We start from the raw sequence: 17,805 nt of genomic DNA, 5'->3' as shown, positions 1-17,805 counted from the left end.
AATACTGCTTTACCAATAAAAAATGACACAATTATTTACATAAAGAAAAAGCAAAACGTTGAATAAATAATCAGGTGTTGTAGTATTTTAAACAACTTATTTACAGGAAGTACCGAATATGTTTAAAAACAACACTCTATCGCTTGCAATTATTAGCGCGCTCTCAGTTTTTGCTTTAACAGGTTGTGGTGGAGGCGGAGGTAGCAACACTACACCAGCGCCTGTCACGCCACCTACAAGTAGCACACCGACATGGACTGCCGGTGTATTTGAACCTTCAGACGAACTCAAAAACTTTTGTGAAACACCGCGTACAGGTAACGACCCGTTTAATAATAATGAGCCTTACCCTGACCAAGCTGGCTCAGCCTTATACGAAAAACTATGGCTTCGCTCATGGAGCGACGAAACATACCTGTGGTATGACGAAATAGCCGATAACGACCCTGAGTCGTTCGATACCGTGGCTGACTATTTTGCTCAACTAAAAACCGAAGAGCTAACCGATTCAGGCGCTAAAAAAGATAACTTTCATTTTTCAGAACCCTCTGAAGATTACTTCCAAGAAGCACAATCGGGCGTTACCTCTGGTTATGGTATTAACTGGGCATTTATTGGTGATTCAGCCGATAGAATTTTACGTGTTGCTTACCTTGAAGATGACTCACCAGCAAGCCAAATTGGCTTTCAACGAGGCGATACCGTACTTGAAGTGGATGGCGTAAGTATTAATACCAATACCCAAGCCGGGATTGATACTTTAAACGAAGGCTTATTTAGCCCAACCAACGGTGATTCGCATACAATTGTTGTTCGCAGTAACGACGGCACGGAAAAAACATTTAACGTCACAGCGGGTAACATTGAGCAAACGCCTGTTCAAAATGTAAAAACGATTGTAACAAGCAATAATACGCGCGTTGGTTATATGCAGTTTAATAGTCATATAGGTATTGCCCAAGAGGGCCTAATTGATGCAGTAAATAAATTTAGAACCGATAACGTAGACGAACTCGTTATTGATTTTAGATACAACGGCGGTGGTTTATTAGCGCTGTCTGCGCAGCTAGCGTATATGGTGGCAGGAAGTGCCAATGTACAAAACCGCTTTTACTATCAAACACAACAAAATGATAAACAGCCTGTCGATTCTCCATTTCCATTTATTGACGAAGAAATAGATTACTCAACGTTTTTTAGTACTGGCGATAAATTACCTGATTTAAACTTATCTAAAGTGTATGTACTAAGTACATCAGGTACCTGTTCAGCCTCTGAAGCATTTATTAATGGCTTAAAAGGAATAGATGCAGAGGTGGTACTTATTGGCGATACAACCTGTGGTAAACCATACGGATTCACGCCTACACACAACTGTGGAACAACCTACTACACCATTCAATTTAGTGGCGTTAACAGTAAAGGTTTTGGCGAATATGCCGCAGGCTTTACCCCAACACCAACACCACAATTTAATGCCGATGTACAAGGGTGTGTTGTTAGTGATGACTTTGATAATCAACTTGGTGATAGCAACGAAGGGTTACTATCTACAGCACTTTTTCATATAGATAATAACGGCGAGTGCCCAATCACAACAACGGTCGCTAATAGTAAAGTAGATGTACCAAGCTTTGCTGCTACGAGCGAAAAACTGCAGCCTTTAAACGCACCAAATGATCTTACCCGCGGTAACATGGACCTAACATGGCCTACGTTGTCTGAGGAGCAATAATGGTAAAGTTACTAGCGGTGCTCACTGTATTAATAAGTGTTGGGGGGTGTAATAGTATGAATAATGCCGTTGCAAAGCCTGCGCTATTAACAGAGGTTAACCCAGGCGTTATAACTGTGCTGCAACAGGCAATAATAAAAGCTAAAGGCGGTAAGCTTGTTACACTGGCCGACACCGTTTTTACCAAACGCAGTGAGCTTTTACTAAGCCATGGTACAAGTAAAGATCCCAATGGTATGCCCATAATGGGCGCGCATAATATCAAGTCTGAAAAGTTTGTTTTACAAATTATTGGCGAGCAATGCGTGCTTTATTATCCTAAAAAAGATATGTCTATTGAGCTTAAAAACGTAAGTTGTAAAGCACAATAAAATACTATTAAAAAGGCACACAGCATTTATGCTGTGTGCCTTTATCGTTTTTCTCTTGGTTTATAAGTCTTGATGCGGACCAAACATTTCGTAATGAATATGCTCGTTTTTAACACCTAGTGCCAGTAACTGGCTTTTCACAAACGCCATAAACCCAGCGGGGCCACATAAGTAAAAATCGCCATTTGTAAGAGGTAACTGTGTTTTTATGGCTGCTAAGTCCATTAACCCTGTAAAATCAGCCCCTTCACTACTTTGATTAAACCACGTAATAGTTTGCAAGCTGTTATAAGCCGTACTTAATTCATTTAAATAGTGTGCAAATGAGTGCTGCTGCGTATTTTCGCACGCATGTAAATACATAATATATTGCTTAGGGTTATCGCTTAATAGCGTTTCGAGCATCGCAAGCATTGGCGTTTGCCCTACACCTGCTGAAATAAGTACCGCTGGTTTTTTACTATTTCGTAAAAAGAAATCACCTGCAGGCGGGTACAGTTCAACTACGTCGCCTTGAGCTAGTGAGTGTAAATAATTAGACACCATGCCAGGCTTTGGCCGTAGCTCTTTTTTAACACTAATACGGTAGTTTTTACCGTTACTTTTTTGCGAAATAGAATACTGGCGAATTTCTTCATATTCAGCGCCCGCTGGTTTAACTTTAACCCCTAAATACTGGCCTGGTTTATGGGTAATCACCGCTTTGCCATCTATAGGCGTTAGTGTAAAACTTGTTACGAATGCTGATTCAACCTGTTTGTTGGTTATTTCAAATTGGCGCGTGCCCGCCCAACCACCATGTTTATTTTTACTGTGCTCATATAAAGCCGCTTCTTCGGTTATACAAATATCAGCAAGCAGTGCGTAAGCTTCACGCCAAGCGTATTCTACATCCGGCGTAAACTGCTCTGGTATTAGCTCTTTTAAGGTGCCAATTAAGTGAGCACCAACAATGGGGTAGTGCTCTGGTAAAATATTTAAACTGGTGTGCTTATGGTTAATGCGCGCTAATGCCTCTTTTAACACCGCTAAGTTATCAATGTTTTGAGCGTATGCCGCTAATGCGTTAAACAAAGCAAATTGCTGGCGCCCGGTGTTTTGATTCGCCATATTAAAAATATTTTTAAGCTCTGAGTTATGGCTAAATAGTCGCTTATAAAAATGATCGGTCACAACCGTGCCGGCTTGCGCTAATAACGGAACAGTGCTTTTAACAATCTCAATGGTTTTATCAGATAACATAATGTAGTCCTGTAGGTAAACTAACCACGGCGCCCATCAACACGACGGCGCGTTAATATAGGTGTGCAGTAAATTAAAAATAATAAAAAAGCCACTAACCACAGCAAGGCACTGATCTGCCAAGCAAAGTGTGGCGCAATAATTAAGGGGAGTATGGAGCGAGTAATAGCTGCCACCAGCACAAGCGCAAAAGCAACAGATATATATTTAGGTGTATTAAGCGTACGCCCTGTATGCCCCAGCGATACACGGGTCATCATGGCTAAAATCATCATCCCTATTGTGCCAATAGTGATAAGGTGGAGCGCATCTTTGAAGGGTATTACGCTTGTGTAAAAGCTAAATGCAATCATCATTAAGCCAACACCTAAAGCAAAATAAGAAAAATGCAAAGACCATAATAAAGGCACTTTTAGTACGTTTGCATGCCACCAAAGTTTTGCGCGAATTAAGTGAATCACAGCCACTATTGCAACAATGAATGCAGGGCTAATTGAGCTTAAAAATAATTTACTGATAAAAAATAAAGTAATTGCCAATATTGATAAATACAGCAGTGCTTTATCAATTTTAGAAGTGTGTACTTGCTCGCTAAGCGCTAAGCCTTTAGCTGTGAAAAAAGGAATAACCCGCCCTGCTACAATGCCGACCAGTAAATTGACAACCAATACCGCAGTGTCAACCACAGCTAATGCAAGCTGCATGTTGTTATTTAAAACAAGTAGTAAATAAAGAGTATTAAGGGCGCACAACACGCTTAAAATAGCTAAAAACGGGTAGTTATTTTTACTGCGTGCTGTTAATAGCATATTAGCCAGCGCCGTAATTGCCCCTAGCCACCATGCTAGCTGTAGCACAGTAACAAGCCATAAATTAGCATTAGCAAAATCAGCCAGCTTTATAAAAAACGCTAAACGAGCACTTATCCATACAAAAGTAAGCAGCATAAGTGCTTTGCCACTTATACTTTCAACGCCTGTCCAAGTTTGTGCCGCCGTAAGTAAAAAACCGACTGCTACCACTCCTGCAAAGCCAAATAGCATTTCGTGCGCGTGCCAAAGTGTGGCTGGCATGGTTAAGTGCCAACTAGCATAGCCCGTTAAAATAAGTAACCAATACCCTATCGATAAAAATGCCAGCAAACCGCCTGCTAAAAAGTAGGGTCTAAATGCAAGCATCCATAACGGCCATTTTGTTACGTGATGAATAGCTATGTGCGCTGGCATTGGCTCTGTTAAATTTAGTGGGCGCATTAGCGTACTTCCTGCCCTAAACTATGTTGCGCAACACAACGCAGCACATAACTAACTTTTAAAATAGCTGCCACTACAATCGTACTAATATGCGCTGATATTTGTACCTGCATCGAAAAGTGCTCTGCGTACGGGTAACTAATTAAAATGCTCGCAACCATACAAATAGCGCTAAGCCCTAATACTGCATTAGCAGTAAATAATAGCGATTTAAAAAATGCGCCTAACTCAACCTGGTTGTTTACATTATTTAGTGTAAGTGTGTTCATAACTACCTCAGTAACCATTAACGTTACTTAGCTATTACACATAGCGTGCCAATAAAATAAAACATTAATATTCAGCAAGTTAAAAATAAACACTTTACAAATTGAGTCTTTATGACACACTCGAATTTAAATCATAAAAACACAAATAGGTCATTTTGACATGAACCAGCAATTCAACCTTACCCAAGTGGCTTTAGAGCTTGCCCAAAGCACGCTGCACGAGCACAGCTTTGATCAATTATTGGCAACGGTTGAACGTGTAATACCTAGTGATGCCAGTGCGTTACTTGTCGTGCAGGGCGAGCAACTCAAGCCCTTAGCTATCAAAGGTCTGATGCCCGACAGCCTTGGCAGGCGCTTTAAAATAGCAGAACACCCACGATTAGCGTCCATTTGTAGTGCAAGCCACGCATTACAGTTTGCACACGACTGCCCCCTGCCCGACCCATACGACGGCCTACTGCTGGCCAAAACGGGCGATATTCCTGTGCATGCTTGCTTAGGCTTACCCCTTTACGATAAAAGCACTTTGCTAGGCGTGCTTACATTCGATAGCTTAAACGCAAATGCCTTTAGCAGGATTAGCGCAGATACACTCAGTACCTTACAAACACTGTGCAGTGCGCATTTTAAAACAGCCCTAGAGCTTGCCTATTACAAACACCATGCACAGCATTCAAACGCCCTTGTACAAGCGCTAACGCGTGATGCACTTACTCGCGATGGCGGCGAAATTATTGGCCAAAGCCCTGTAATGCAAACGCTAAAAAATGAAATAAAACTCGTAGAGGCCTCTAATTTTAGTGTATTGGTGTTAGGAGAAACGGGCGTAGGGAAAGAGCTAGTAGCGCGTAATATTCACTTAAATTCTGCCCGAAAAGATCAACCGCTTATTCACTTAAATTGTGCTTCTCTTCCCGAAAATCTTGCAGAGAGTGAGTTTTTTGGCCACGCCAAAGGCTCATTTACTGGCGCACAAAATGCCCGCCAAGGTAAGTTTCAGCTAGCTGATGGCGGCACGTTATTTTTAGACGAAATTGGCGAGCTACCATTGGCTATGCAAAGCAAATTATTGCGGGTGTTGCAAAGTGGTGAAATACAAACAGTGGGAGAAGACACGCCAAAATATGTGGATGTAAGGGTAATAGCAGCCACTAATCGTGATTTAAAACATGAGGTAGCGCAAGGCCGCTTTAGAGCCGATTTATATCACCGGCTAAGTGTTTACCCTATTACCGTGCCGCCACTTAATAAACGCGAGCACGACATAACTTTATTGGCTGGTTATTTTATTGAACAAACTGCCCGTAAATTAGGTATAAAACAATTAAAGCTAAGCACTGAAGCGCAAGTATTACTCAACCAATACAGTTGGCCTGGTAATGTACGCGAGCTTGAGCATGTTATTAGCCGCAGCGCATTAAAGGCTAAACATAGCCAGTGGAAAAACCCAATAATAACAATTACAAGCGAGCACTGCGATTTAGCCCAACAACCAAACAACACCGCGCATGTTAGCACGCCAATTACCGCCCACACTGCCCATCATCAGCCCTTAAAACAGGCCGTTGAATCTTTGCAATTTACGGTTATTACCGAGCAATTAAAACAGCATAATTATAATTGGGCAGCTACTGCACGAACCCTTGAACTCGACAGAGCCAACCTAGTTAGGCTTGCCAAACGCTTAGGCATTAAAGTAAAAAAAACTATTTAACGTGTGGCATGTTACTAAAGTAGGTTTTTAATAACGCAGCAAAGGCTTGCACTTTGGCCGTGCGGTGTACTAAATGGTGAGTAACCAACCAAGAGTCAAACTCCCAATGTAATTTGTCGTGCAATATAGGCACTACGTCGGGGTTATTTTCTATCGCGCTTTGATGCAACCCCCCTATGCCTAAGCCTTTAATAACCGCACGCGCCGCTTCTGAGGTTTCTGATACTCTTAATTTAATTTGCGACTGAGGAATAAACTCATCAACCCAGCTAAAGTACGGTACACGCGCATTAAATCCCGCAATACCCGATATAAAATTATGCTGCTTTAAATCATCTAAGGTTTTTGGCATGCCGTGTTTAGCAATATAACGTTTGTGAGCATATAGGCCGGCCGATAGCTTAGCTAAGTGCTGCGCTATATAGTCGCCTTCATCAGGTTTGGGGCCTACACGTATTGCTATATGAGCTTGTCCGTGGTCAAGCCTTAAGCGCTTTTGCTCTAAAATCACTTCTAGCTGCACTTGCGGATGCAATGTTTGAAATTGCTCACACACGTTGCTTAGCATATCCATAAAACCACTTACGGTAGTCAGTAACAAGCTCCCTCTGAGCTCACTATCGGCTGCGGCAATCGCATTATGTAAACCTTCGAGTGAGTTATCTATTGCTTGTGCGGTTTCAAATAATTTTGCCCCGCTTTCGGTTACTTTATATCCGCGCGCATGGCGATGAAATAACCGTACATTTAAGTTTTTCTCTAAGTTATTTATGCGTCTCAACACTGTGCTATGGTGCACACTTAATGCCTCTGCTGCGGCGGTCAAAGTACCTAGCCTTGCCACTTCAAAGGCAACTTTTACGTCTTGCCAGTCGTCAAATTTTATTGCCACGCTACCCGCCTTCTACTTATGTGCATATACGCACATAAGTGTTGCGTTTATTCGGGTTTTCTACAAGCAAAAATTTGCTACATTAGTGTCATACCCAACCAATAAAAGGTCTTAATTATGTCAGCACCAAAAATTATCGCGCTTGCGGGCAGCTTACGTAAAGAAAGCTTTAATCAAAAACTTATTAATGAAGCAGCACGTTTTGCTCTGCAAACAGGCGCTGAAGTAGAAGTTATTCAGTTAAACGAGTTAGATATTCCACTATTTAACGAGGACATTGAAGCACAAGGCACACCCGCTGATGCACAACGTTTAAAAGACAAACTTCGCTCTGCAGATGGTATTTTACTGGCAAGCCCAGAGTATAACGGGTCTATCACTGCGCCGTTAAAAAACGCTATAGACTGGGCCTCACGCACTGAGCAAGGTGCAGTACCGGCGTTTCGTAATAAAGTTGTGGCCTTATTTGCTACTTCACCGGGTGGATTAGGAGGTTTACGCGGTTTAAACCACGTACGTGATATTTTAAGCGGCATTGGTTCGTTAGTGCTTGCCGACCAACTTGCTGTACCGTCTGCGTTTTCTGTTTTTGATGACAATGGCCAAATTAGCGACCCAGAAATAGCTGATAAAGTATCTTCGCTTGCTCATCAATTAGTCAGTGTTGCAAGCAAATTAAAGTAACCTTATACGCTTTACTTTTGCTTTGTCGCCGCTATTTTTGCGGCGATAAAATCAACATGCGTTACATATAATAGACCCGCTATTTTACGTATTACGTACTCTTCTTGTGGGTCTATTTCACCGTCTGCGTAGGCTAAACGCCACAGCAATTCTATTATCTCTATTCGCTCTGCCGCACTGCAATGCTCATTAATCTGCTTTGAAAACTGAAAGTAATCAATTGCACCATCTAAACTACTTGCTGCATTGGTAGTGAGTTCTTCAACCTCAGAATCAGTTAAATTAAAATACTTTTTTAAGGTTACAGTCAGGGTGTGTTGTTCATCATGGTTGAGCTTGGTATCTGCACGCATTACTTCAATTAACAACGCTGCTACCGCTGTTTTTAAATCGTGTGGTTCTATACTTGGCGCTGGATCATCGAATGCTGTAAAAAGCTGTTTTATTTGTTTGAACATCACATTATCTCTTTTGGGTGTTAGACTTAACGTACATAAACCGAACTTGTATGAGTATTTAATGGGTATTAAGTTCGCAAATTAAAGGATACATTTTATGAAAGGGTTATTTTCACCGCGACTTATCATTAGTTGCGTACTGGTGGGCCTTTCGAATACAGGCACTGCACTGGCCGACACCGTCGAAAAAGAAAAATCATACGACTTTGATAACAAAGTTCATTATTATCAAACCAAAATTGACAACAGCAATTATAAAATAGAAATACAATCAGACGATTACAAACACTTTGCTAATCAAAGTATGTTTTTACTGCGCCATGCAGACAGGTTATGCCGTGGTAACACTTTTATGTTAAAAGTGCTTGAAGGCGTGCAAGAGTACGAACGTTTTCCTACTAAACCACGCGCTTATCAACCACCTTTAACGGTTTTATTGCAATGCGAGGAGCCTGAATAATACGCTTACTCTTCGTATCCCCATGGTGCAGCGGGTGGCGTAATAGGTTTAGTTAAATCAAAGTCCACCTTAAACTCGCGCCCTTGGCGAATTAACCGATACGTAAATACCTCAGGATAAATATACATTTGCCATGTATTACCTGCCGACTGTTCAATACCTTGTGCTACAAATAATTCTTTAGAGTATTGATCTGCCGGGAAAGACTGCATTTGTGCAAAACCCGCATCAAGTGTATGACCGCCATACATAGTAGAAGCGTCGTCAGTGCCATCTTTATGGCGATGATCATGCTTTAAGCTCAAACCACTGCCCGTTTTAGTAATGATCCACGTACGCGATGCATCATCACCCACATGAAATGGCACTTGTAGCTCGCTATCAGTACATTTACGTACATGCATAACTAACTTTTTATTATCAAATGAGCTTGGGCCTTTTGCATTATCTACACTTACTTTGCCCTCAAACGCTTTCCCACAATACGCTGCTATATTATTAAAAAATGCATCGTGTGTTGGTATAGATACCAAAGGCGCAGGGCGTGCAATAGCGGCTGATGAAGCAAGTAATAACGTTGCTGCCGTTAATAATTTCATAAAGTACTCTTATAATAGTTTTTTAATACCATAGCGGTTTAAGTTAATAATAGGAAATAGCTGCGACAAGTGGCTTTTCTGCTCTGCTTTTCATTAATGTTAAAAGTGAATAATGGAAGTCTTGAAAAATTACCTCACCCCATATTCGCGAATAAACACCAAAATTTGTATTATCTTGCACGGTCGTTTTTAAAGTTAAAATGGTATTGCCGCTTTTATCTTCACTTAACGCATATCCACCGTAAAGAGGTGAAAAGTATTCGCCGCCTAGTTTTACATGTTTATCGAGTGCATCATCGGGAATAGCATCAGGGTCTATCTCAAATCTATAAAGCATCTGTTTATTTGGCTGCCAATCAGTAATAACTTCTTTAAATATAACCCCTTTTTGCCATTTACTGGTTCTAATTGCACCAACACCCGTAGCATTCATATTTGCCTCTAAAGGTTTAGGTACACCGATTAACTGGGTAAGCGAAAATGGCAATTCTTGTGGCTCTATGGTGCTTACATTTGCAAGCTGCTGCCACACATGGTTTATAGGCGCTTCAATAATTATAGAGTTGGTGACTTCGTACGTTTTTGATAAGTGTAAATAATTTACCTCAATAGGTGAGAGCAATACAGGAAGTAAAGCGATTGAAAGTAAAGAACGGTTAGCGTTTTTTGTTTTGCGATTTTTAATAAAGCCTGCCAGTAAACCTCCAATACTTGCAAAGAGCATAAAAGCAGGCAAAGCCATTGCCACACAAATACTGCCTTCAAGTAACGTAATAACACTTACAAGTAAAAAAACAAAAATTGGCTGCCAAGCAATTGTCACCATTTGCCTTTTTGTTAATGTATTTGAGCTTTTAAATTCAAAGTGAATACGAATATAGCCAATTGCAACGGGCACTAAAAACATAAAGGAAATAGACACAAGGCTACTTAAATTATAAGTATCAAGCAGCTCTACAAACAGCCGCATAAATATGCCGTAAAGCGTACCGAGTAAAATACCAATTGATTTAGGGGAGTTGAATTGCATCTCTATTCTTTATTGTTGTTATTAACAATCAGAAAGTAACAGATGTATTATTCCACCACAAATAAAACAAAATTAACGGCTCCCGCAAACAAATAGCTTGAAATAAAACAACTTTAACAACCACTAAGACTAAAGGATAATAACCTGCCGTTAACACGATACTATTTCTGCAAATAGCTCTGAGCATCTTTAATGACACATTCAAGAGCATGATCTATATAAACTTTTAATCATTTTCTGTAATTTATGACTTTTAGTGTAAAGCTGTTTTTTAAATTAACTGTATTAAAAACAACCATACACGACCTTTTGCCTATACATTCCTGAGTAAAAGCTGATTTACCCTGCTTGTTCACTATTCATTTGCTTTAACAAAAGCCGTATTAGTAAATAAGCAACGAGTAACAGGAGGGACTATGTCAGTAACCCCAAAGGGTCACAACTCAGATCACAAAAGTACATTGCACGACAATACCAACAGCTATCAAAACAACCATAAACCCAGTTCAGAGTTTAATACCCGCGACGAATACCTAGAGCACGAACTGCAAATTATGCAGCCTAAGCGCTGGCGGCCTAATTTACCCTTTAGAGACTACCGCTTTGAATTTGAAGACACGATTCCTGCCATGGCGGGCACTATTGGTAAAGTGGTTATGGTGGGTGCTATTGCCGCTACATTTGCAGCGCCACTAGGTTTAAGCGATGCGTTTGTGTTAGAGAACGTACGCTATGAATTACTGATTGTTTCTATTTTTATTATTTTGTTTTCGGGCTTTATTTTACCTACCGCTAACTTAGCGGGTACTCATGGCCCACTTATTCCACTTATTCCTATTGTGGTTGCCGCTGGCGGCCATCCTATGGCGTTTGGCTTACTGATTGGTGCCTTTGGCTTTATTTTAGCCATAACCAAAGGAGGGAGCTTGCTGGCACGCTTAACAAGTAAAGGCGTGTGCGGGGGCTTACTTATATATTTAGGCTTTATTGGCACAATTTCGCAGGTTAAAAAACTGTTTGCATGGGCTGAGGCCATTGATATGGCGCACATTGCGTTTATTGTTATTTTGGCGACCATTTTATTGTATGCGTTACTTGAGCACTTTAAAAAGCGCTGGTTAGCTGTGCCGCTTAGCTGCCTTATTGGCGGTGTGGTTGCATTTGCACTCGGTGCGCCGTTTGAATTTAATACCGCGCCGGGCTTACCAAATATGAACCCAGCTTATTGGTGGGGCGAAAACACAGGCTGGATGCTGGGCTTACCTACGCTTGAAAGCTTTGTGGTTGTGCTGCCGTTTGCGGTATTAGCTGTGGCTATGTGGTCACCGGATTTTTTAGGGCATCAAGTATTTCAAAAAATTAGTTACCCGCAACGCACTGAAAAAGTTCAAATGAACATAGACGACACCATGCTAAGCGCATCGGTTAGACAAACCTTTGGCTCGCTAGCCGGTGGTGCTAACTTTACCTCATCGTGGGGAACTTACATTGTCCCTGCCGCTATTGCTAAACGCCCTATTCCGGCAGGCGCCATTTTAACAGCCGTATTTTGTATTGTTGCGGGTTTATGGGGCTACCCAATGGATTTAGCCATTTGGCAACCCGTGCTTTGCGTTGCGCTTATTGTAGGTGTGTTTATTCCGCTGCTAGAGGCGGGTATGGAAATGACACGCGAAGGTAAAACAACGCAATCGGCCGCTATTGTGGTATTTGCCTCAAGCTTGGTTAACCCTGCTTTTGGTTGGTCTCTAACTATGCTGCTTGATAACTTAGGCTTAATTGGCTGTAAAGAACGCAGTGCTAACTTAACTAAAATGAGCCGCTGGGTTATCCCGCTCATTATGTTTGTAGTTTTAACTACGGTAATGGCTATTGTTGGTATGCTGCCAGGCATACCCGCGCTAATGGCAGATTTTAGACATTAATAATTAGAAAACTTAAACATAAAAAAGCGCGGCTTATATACTCAGCCGCGCTTTGTTTTCATATGTAATTAATTGCTTTTTGTTACTGCCAAGGGCGCTCAGCAGCAAGTTGTTTTTCAAACGCATCAATTTGTGGATTTAGCGTTTCGGTCACACCTATAAAATCTAAGCCACTTAATAAACGCTCTTTTACGTCTTTACGAATATCAAAACTAATTGGCGAAAACTTATCGCTTGTTAGTGTTTGGTTTTCAAGATCGATTTGAATGTTTATATCGTCGTGTTGCTCACTAAGTACAAACAATTGTTCAAGCGTATCAGCTGGTAGGGCAATGGCTAGCATTTGGTTGTTGCCACAGTTATTAAAGAAAATATCTGCAAAGCTTTCCGCTAAAATTACTTCAAAACCATATTGCTTAAGCGCCCACGGTGCATGCTCACGTGATGAGCCACAACCAAAGTTGTCACGCGTTAATAATATTTGCGCACCTTGGTAGCATGGGCGGTTTAAAATAAAATCAGGATTTGGTTCGCCGTTTTCTAGGTAACGCCAATCGTAAAACAGTGCTGCATCAAAACCATCACGGCTAGTTGATGTTAAAAACTGCTTAGGAATAATTTGGTCTGTATCTACATTGTTTTTATCAAGTGGGGCCATTAAGCCACTAAAAAATACGCTCATTAGGCTTCTCCTCTTATATCAACAAAGTGACCATGTATTGCAGCGGCTGCCGCCATTGCAGGGCTTACTAAATGTGTACGTCCGCCACGACCTTGGCGACCTTCAAAGTTACGGTTAGACGTAGATGCACAGCGTTTGCCCGCCTCTAAGCGGTCGTCGTTCATTGCTAAACACATTGAACAGCCCGGCTCGCGCCACTCAAAACCTGCCGCTTTAAAAATATCGGCTAAGCCTTCGTCTTCGGCTTGCTTTTTAACAAGACCAGAGCCCGGTACAATTAATGCCTCTATGCCAGCTACTACTTGCTTGCCTTCAACAATTTTTGCCGCGGCACGTAAATCTTCAATACGGCTATTAGTACAAGAGCCAATAAAGACTGTATCTACTTTCGCGCTTGATAATTTATCGCCCGCTTTTAAATCCATGTATCTAAGTGCGCTGCGAATAGCGTCGGCTTTAATTAAATCTGGCTCTTGGTCTGGATCTGGTATGCATTCATCAACACCAATTACTTGCTCTGGGCTTGTACCCCAGGTAATTTGTGGCTGAATGTCGTCAGCTTCAAGCTCAACAACTAAATCAAAGTGTGCACCTTCATCTGTTTTTAATTTTTCCCAATATTCAACTGCTGCGTCAAAGTCAGCGCCTTTTGGTGCAAACGGACGACCTTTTAAGTAATCATACGTAATTTGGTCAGATGCTATTAAACCCGCTTTAGCACCCATTTCTATGCTCATGTTACATAGCGTCATACGGGCTTCCATTGAAAGTGCTTCAATGCCTTCACCGCAAAATTCAGCAACATAACCTGTGCCACCAGCGGTACCTAACTTGCCTATAACCGCCATAATTAAATCTTTAGAAGTTACCGTTGGGCGAAGCACACCGTTAATTTGAATTTTTAACGATTTTGCCTTTTTTTGCTGTAGCGTTTGCGTTGCTAATACATGCTCAACCTCAGAGGTACCAATACCATGTGCTAATGCGCCAAACGCACCATGCGTAGAAGTATGGCTATCACCACATACAATGGTAGTGCCAGGCAGCGTAATACCTTGCTCTGGGCCCATTACATGCACAATACCTTGGTTAATTGAGTTTAAATCGTAAAGTACAATGCCAAACTCTTTACAGTTCGCATCTAGCGCCATTAACTGGTTTTTAGAGACTTCGCTTGCGGCATCAAGTGATCGGCTTTTAGTCGATACATTATGATCCATCGTTGCAAAGGTTTTTTCTGGGCAACGCACCGTACGGTTTTTTTCACGTAAGCCTGCAAAAGCCTGTGGTGATGTCACCTCGTGTACTAAATGGCGGTCAATATAAAGTAAATCAGTTTGCTCGTTTATGCTGGCAACGGTGTGTGCTTGCCAAATTTTGTCGTATAACGTTTGGGCCACTTGCTAATTCCCTACTTTGTTAAGTCGCAGCATAACGGTGCTGCGATTTATATATTAAATACGTGAAACGATGGCAGCTGCCACATCGCTTGTGCTGTATCCACCTTGTGGGTAGATATCTGGCGTGCCAACGCCTGCTTCTACGGCTTCTGCTACTGCTTTTTCAATCGTACGCGCAGCTTCGTCTTGCCCTAGCGAGTAGCGTAGCATTAATGCGGCACTTAAAATTTGTGCTATTGGGTTTGCAACGCCTTTACCTGCAATATCTGGTGCTGAACCGCCTGCTGGCTCATACAATCCAAAACCCGATTGATTCAAGCTTGCCGATGGTAATAAGCCCATTGAGCCTGTGATCATCGCACACTCATCTGACAAAATATCACCAAATAAGTTATCGCAAAGTAGCACGTCAAACTGGCTAGGCTGTTTAACTAATTGCATAGCTGCGTTATCTACGTATATGTAATCTAGGCTGACTTCTGGGTAGTCTTTACTTACTTCAGTGACTACTTCGCGCCATAATACGCTTGATGCAAGTACGTTGGCTTTATCAACAGAGGTAACATGGTTACTACGTAATTTTGCTGCTTCAAAAGCAAAGCGGGCAATGCGTTCAATTTCTTTTCGCGAGTAGTTTTGCGTATCAAAGGCAAACTCTTCTTCGCCTTCGCCACCTCGCCCTTTTTCACCAAAGTAAATGCCGCCGGTAAGCTCGCGTACGCATAAAATATCAAAGCCTTTTTCGCTAATATCGGCACGTAATGGCGACGCTGCACTTAATGCTGGTAATAACTGTGCTGGGCGTAAGTTACAAAACAAACCAAAGTGCTTACGAAGCGGTAAAAGCGATGCACGCTCAGGCTGCTCGTTTGGTGGAAGGTTTTCCCACTTAGGGCCACCTACTGAGCCAAATAAAATGGCATCGGCGTTTTCACACGCGCTTAGTGTTTTTGGTGGTAATGCTTCACCAAATTCATCAATGGCTGCACCACCAATAGCATGATGCTCGCGGTTTAGAGTAAAACCAAACTTATTGCTCACAGCATCAAGTACTTGCTCTGCTGCTGCCATTACTTCTGGGCCAATACCGTCGCCTGCTAATACGGCAACGCTGTAGTTTGTTTTACTCATCCTGCTTTCCTTTGTTGTTTTAAATCAGACACTTTTTGTGCACGATAAATTAAGTTGTAAACACGGATCATGGCGCGTACCGACGCTTCTACCACATCCGCAGCAATACCCGCACCGTGATAAGGGCGACCATCGTATTTAGCAATAATGTTTACTTGGCCTAGCGAGCTTGCGCCTTGGCCTGTCGCTTCTAAGTTGTATTCAATCATTTCAACGCTCATACCGGTTAAGCGCTCAATAGCTGCAAACGACGCCTCTACTGGGCCATTACCTGTTGCGGCTTCTTGTTTAACTTCGCCATCAATCACCATACCAATAGTAGAGCTGGCTACCGATTGCGAGTTAGACGCTGAGTTAACAAACTCTAACTGGTATTTTTCGTCTTTGTCGTTAATTTGATTTAAGTAAATCATGGCTTCAAGGTCGTAGTCGTACACCGTGCCTTTTTGATCAGCTAACGCTAAAAAGCTTTCGTATAGGCTGTCCATATCGTAATCCGCTTTTTGATACCCTAACTCTTCTAAGCGGTGCTCAATAACATGACGCCCCGAACGCGAGGTCATATTTAATTGGTTGTTTGGTACGCCTACGCTTTCTGGCGACATTATTTCGTACGTATTTTGTGCTTTTAATACGCCATCTTGGTGAATGCCCGAGCTATGTGCAAAGGCGTTTTCGCCCACAATGGCTTTATTTGGCTGTACTGGCATATTACAAATTTTTGCCACTTGGCGAGATGCGCGATAAATTTCTTCGCTTTTAATATCGGTGTGAACTTTTAAGTGGTCTTTGCGCATTTTCATGATCATCGCCACTTCTTCAAGCGAGCAGTTACCCGCACGCTCACCAATACCATTTATTGTACATTCAATTTGACGAGCACCGGCTTGTACCGCAGCGACCGAGTTAGCAACAGCTAAACCTAAATCGTTGTGGCAATGCACACTTAAGCGTGCTTTATCAATATTTGGCACGTTATTCATTAAATGGCGGATCATTGCAGCGTATTCGTCTGGCGTTACAAAGCCAACAGTGTCGGGTAAGTTAATAGTAGAGGCACCCGCGTTAATGGCCTGCTCAACAATTTTACATAAATCCCAGTGCGGCGTGCGCCCTGCATCTTCACACGAAAACTCCACATCGTCTGTGTAGTTGCGCGCTAATTTAATTGATTTAACCGCCATGGCCGTTGCATCATCTAGGCTCATACGTAATTTATGTTCAAGGTGCAAAGGGCTTGTGGCAATAAAAGTATGAATACGGCTTTGCTGTGCTGTGCGAAGTGCCTCACCACAGGCTTCAATATCTTTTGCTACTGAACGTGCTAAGCCACAAATAATTGGGCCTTTTACTTCAGTTGCAATTCGTTGCACCGAGCGAAAGTCAGCAGGGCTGGATACCGGAAAACCCACTTCCATCACATCAACATTCAAACGGCTAATAGTATGCGCTAACTGAATTTTATCATCTTCAGTAAGGCTTGCCTTAAGTGCCTGCTCGCCATCACGTAAAGTGGTATCAAAAATCCATACTTTATCTTTGTCTTGCATAACTGCCCCTCATTCCTATGTTACCCAAATTTCAATTTATCCCAGCCGCGAGATAAAAAAAACCCCGCAATTGCGGGGTTTTTAATGTTCAACTCAATGCAAACACACTATTCCCCGCTTACTTGCCATAGCAGTAAGAGGTTAAGTTTTAGTGTAATTAAACGAATATTTTGCATCTTGTTTCTTGTGTGTGTGTTCAGTGAGGCCTATATTTAACATTACCCAGAGATGGAAGCAAGCATAAAAATTCCACAAAACACCTTTAAAACACAGCAATAAAGAAAATAAAAACTAAAAAAGCTCAAATTAAAAGATTAAAAATGCAAAGCAAGCTTCTTATTATCATAATCAAATCAGCTTTAAAGTGATCCCCGATTAGATAAGTTTTATTATTTTTATCTGGGCTT

The 17,805-nt window shown here is 41.8% G+C and carries 17 protein-coding genes; 6 read left to right on the top strand and 11 right to left on the bottom strand.

All coding sequences use genetic code 11. The features are described 5' to 3' along the window. Positions 1 to 118: 118 nt before the first annotated feature. On the top strand, positions 119 to 1,735 hold the full coding sequence (locus AC27JL_RS16105; RefSeq protein ID WP_487196070.1) for a S41 family peptidase: 1,617 nt from the start codon (positions 119 to 121) through the stop codon (positions 1,733 to 1,735). Continuing rightward, entirely contained in the window at positions 1,735 to 2,106 is a 372-nt protein-coding gene (locus AC27JL_RS16100; protein WP_487196069.1) for a hypothetical protein, read from the top strand. The genes AC27JL_RS16105 and AC27JL_RS16100 overlap by 1 nt, the downstream gene beginning before the upstream one ends. Before the next feature lie 60 nt (positions 2,107 to 2,166). Here the strand turns inward: AC27JL_RS16100 and hmpA are convergent, their stop codons facing one another. From hmpA to AC27JL_RS16085, 3 genes are read right to left on the bottom strand one after another with little or no spacing between them, the layout of a single operon-like run. After that, the gene (gene hmpA / locus AC27JL_RS16095) at positions 2,167 to 3,348 is read right to left on the bottom strand and encodes an NO-inducible flavohemoprotein (protein WP_487196068.1); all 1,182 of its coding nucleotides are present in this window, start codon (positions 3,346 to 3,348) and stop codon (positions 2,167 to 2,169) included. 20 nt (positions 3,349 to 3,368) lie between these two features. After that, positions 3,369 to 4,601: an NnrS family protein gene (locus AC27JL_RS16090; RefSeq protein WP_487196067.1), complete on the bottom strand. Its 1,233-nt coding sequence runs from the start codon at positions 4,599 to 4,601 to the stop codon at positions 3,369 to 3,371. Then, a complete protein-coding gene (locus AC27JL_RS16085) occupies positions 4,601 to 4,870 on the bottom strand; it encodes a hypothetical protein (protein WP_487196066.1) in 270 nt (89 codons plus the stop codon). Before AC27JL_RS16085 ends, AC27JL_RS16090 begins: the two co-directional genes overlap by 1 nt. A gap of 160 nt (positions 4,871 to 5,030) precedes the next feature. On the opposite strand from AC27JL_RS16085, the gene norR reads away from it, so the two are divergent. Next, a complete protein-coding gene (norR, locus tag AC27JL_RS16080) occupies positions 5,031 to 6,587 on the top strand; it encodes a nitric oxide reductase transcriptional regulator NorR (RefSeq protein ID WP_487196065.1) in 1,557 nt (518 codons plus the stop codon). Here norR and AC27JL_RS16075 read toward each other — a convergent pair. Further along, a complete protein-coding gene (locus AC27JL_RS16075; protein ID WP_004589379.1) occupies positions 6,580 to 7,479 on the bottom strand; it encodes a LysR family transcriptional regulator in 900 nt (299 codons plus the stop codon). The genes norR and AC27JL_RS16075 overlap by 8 nt on opposite strands. 117 nt (positions 7,480 to 7,596) lie before the next feature. On the opposite strand from AC27JL_RS16075, the gene AC27JL_RS16070 reads away from it, so the two are divergent. Beyond that, positions 7,597 to 8,163 carry an NADPH-dependent FMN reductase gene (locus AC27JL_RS16070; RefSeq protein ID WP_010557771.1) on the top strand — a complete coding sequence of 189 codons (567 nt, stop codon included), beginning with the start codon at positions 7,597 to 7,599 and terminating at the stop codon, positions 8,161 to 8,163. Between the two features lie 11 nt (positions 8,164 to 8,174). Here the strand turns inward: AC27JL_RS16070 and AC27JL_RS16065 are convergent, their stop codons facing one another. After that, a complete protein-coding gene (locus tag AC27JL_RS16065) occupies positions 8,175 to 8,621 on the bottom strand; it encodes a tellurite resistance TerB family protein (protein ID WP_487196064.1) in 447 nt (148 codons plus the stop codon). A 97-nt stretch (positions 8,622 to 8,718) separates the two neighbouring features. Here AC27JL_RS16065 and AC27JL_RS16060 point away from each other — a divergent pair, with 97 nt between their 5' ends. Beyond that, a complete protein-coding gene (locus AC27JL_RS16060; RefSeq protein WP_276754304.1) occupies positions 8,719 to 9,081 on the top strand; it encodes a hypothetical protein in 363 nt (120 codons plus the stop codon). A 5-nt stretch (positions 9,082 to 9,086) separates the two neighbouring features. Here AC27JL_RS16060 and AC27JL_RS16055 read toward each other — a convergent pair whose 3' ends face one another. Then, the gene (locus AC27JL_RS16055) at positions 9,087 to 9,680 is read right to left on the bottom strand and encodes a hypothetical protein (protein ID WP_010557773.1); all 594 of its coding nucleotides are present in this window, start codon (positions 9,678 to 9,680) and stop codon (positions 9,087 to 9,089) included. Positions 9,681 to 9,723: 43 nt separating this feature from the next. Beyond that, on the bottom strand, positions 9,724 to 10,710 hold the full coding sequence (locus AC27JL_RS16050) for an SRPBCC family protein (RefSeq protein WP_487196063.1): 987 nt from the start codon (positions 10,708 to 10,710) through the stop codon (positions 9,724 to 9,726). 416 nt (positions 10,711 to 11,126) lie between these two features. Between AC27JL_RS16050 and AC27JL_RS16045 the strand changes: the two genes are divergently transcribed. Continuing rightward, positions 11,127 to 12,635, top strand: coding sequence for a DUF3360 family protein (locus AC27JL_RS16045; RefSeq protein WP_058430104.1), 1,509 nt, complete (start codon positions 11,127 to 11,129; stop codon positions 12,633 to 12,635). An 82-nt stretch (positions 12,636 to 12,717) separates the two neighbouring features. Here the strand turns inward: AC27JL_RS16045 and leuD are convergent, their stop codons facing one another. Genes leuD through leuA form a run of 4 tightly spaced genes read right to left on the bottom strand, consistent with a single transcriptional unit; the run spans position 12,718 to position 17,398 of the window. Further along, positions 12,718 to 13,317, bottom strand: a complete 600-nt coding sequence (gene leuD / locus AC27JL_RS16040; RefSeq protein WP_006793759.1) for a 3-isopropylmalate dehydratase small subunit — start codon at positions 13,315 to 13,317, stop codon at positions 12,718 to 12,720. Further along, positions 13,317 to 14,717: a 3-isopropylmalate dehydratase large subunit gene (leuC, locus tag AC27JL_RS16035; RefSeq protein WP_243532324.1), complete on the bottom strand. Its 1,401-nt coding sequence runs from the start codon at positions 14,715 to 14,717 to the stop codon at positions 13,317 to 13,319. The genes leuD and leuC overlap by 1 nt, the downstream gene beginning before the upstream one ends. A gap of 54 nt (positions 14,718 to 14,771) precedes the next feature. Further along, a complete protein-coding gene (leuB, locus tag AC27JL_RS16030) occupies positions 14,772 to 15,848 on the bottom strand; it encodes a 3-isopropylmalate dehydrogenase (RefSeq protein ID WP_006793757.1) in 1,077 nt (358 codons plus the stop codon). Continuing rightward, complete coding sequence (gene leuA / locus AC27JL_RS16025; protein ID WP_010557777.1) at positions 15,845 to 17,398, bottom strand: 2-isopropylmalate synthase; 1,554 nt, start codon at positions 17,396 to 17,398, stop codon at positions 15,845 to 15,847. Before leuA ends, leuB begins: the two co-directional genes overlap by 4 nt. Between the last annotated feature and the right edge of the window lie 407 nt (positions 17,399 to 17,805).

Source organism: Pseudoalteromonas sp. 4NS20-0020 (assembly GCF_057554385.1).
This window is presented reverse-complemented; position numbering and strand designations above follow the sequence as displayed.

Excerpts from the sequence above, each read along its gene's own strand:
- AC27JL_RS16105 (WP_487196070.1), top strand. The coding sequence starts at position 119 with ATGTTTAAAAACAACACTCTATCGCTTGCAATTATTAGCGCGCTCTCA.
- AC27JL_RS16100 (WP_487196069.1), top strand. The coding sequence starts at position 1,735 with ATGGTAAAGTTACTAGCGGTGCTCACTGTATTAATAAGTGTTGGGGGG.
- hmpA (WP_487196068.1), bottom strand. The coding sequence starts at position 3,348 with ATGTTATCTGATAAAACCATTGAGATTGTTAAAAGCACTGTTCCGTTA.
- AC27JL_RS16090 (WP_487196067.1), bottom strand. The coding sequence starts at position 4,601 with ATGCGCCCACTAAATTTAACAGAGCCAATGCCAGCGCACATAGCTATT.
- AC27JL_RS16085 (WP_487196066.1), bottom strand. The coding sequence starts at position 4,870 with ATGAACACACTTACACTAAATAATGTAAACAACCAGGTTGAGTTAGGC.
- norR (WP_487196065.1), top strand. The coding sequence starts at position 5,031 with ATGAACCAGCAATTCAACCTTACCCAAGTGGCTTTAGAGCTTGCCCAA.
- AC27JL_RS16070 (WP_010557771.1), top strand. The coding sequence starts at position 7,597 with ATGTCAGCACCAAAAATTATCGCGCTTGCGGGCAGCTTACGTAAAGAA.
- AC27JL_RS16065 (WP_487196064.1), bottom strand. The coding sequence starts at position 8,621 with ATGTTCAAACAAATAAAACAGCTTTTTACAGCATTCGATGATCCAGCG.
- AC27JL_RS16060 (WP_276754304.1), top strand. The coding sequence starts at position 8,719 with ATGAAAGGGTTATTTTCACCGCGACTTATCATTAGTTGCGTACTGGTG.
- AC27JL_RS16055 (WP_010557773.1), bottom strand. The coding sequence starts at position 9,680 with ATGAAATTATTAACGGCAGCAACGTTATTACTTGCTTCATCAGCCGCT.
- AC27JL_RS16050 (WP_487196063.1), bottom strand. The coding sequence starts at position 10,710 with ATGCAATTCAACTCCCCTAAATCAATTGGTATTTTACTCGGTACGCTT.
- AC27JL_RS16045 (WP_058430104.1), top strand. The coding sequence starts at position 11,127 with ATGTCAGTAACCCCAAAGGGTCACAACTCAGATCACAAAAGTACATTG.
- leuD (WP_006793759.1), bottom strand. The coding sequence starts at position 13,317 with ATGAGCGTATTTTTTAGTGGCTTAATGGCCCCACTTGATAAAAACAAT.
- leuB (WP_006793757.1), bottom strand. The coding sequence starts at position 15,848 with ATGAGTAAAACAAACTACAGCGTTGCCGTATTAGCAGGCGACGGTATT.
- leuA (WP_010557777.1), bottom strand. The coding sequence starts at position 17,398 with ATGCAAGACAAAGATAAAGTATGGATTTTTGATACCACTTTACGTGAT.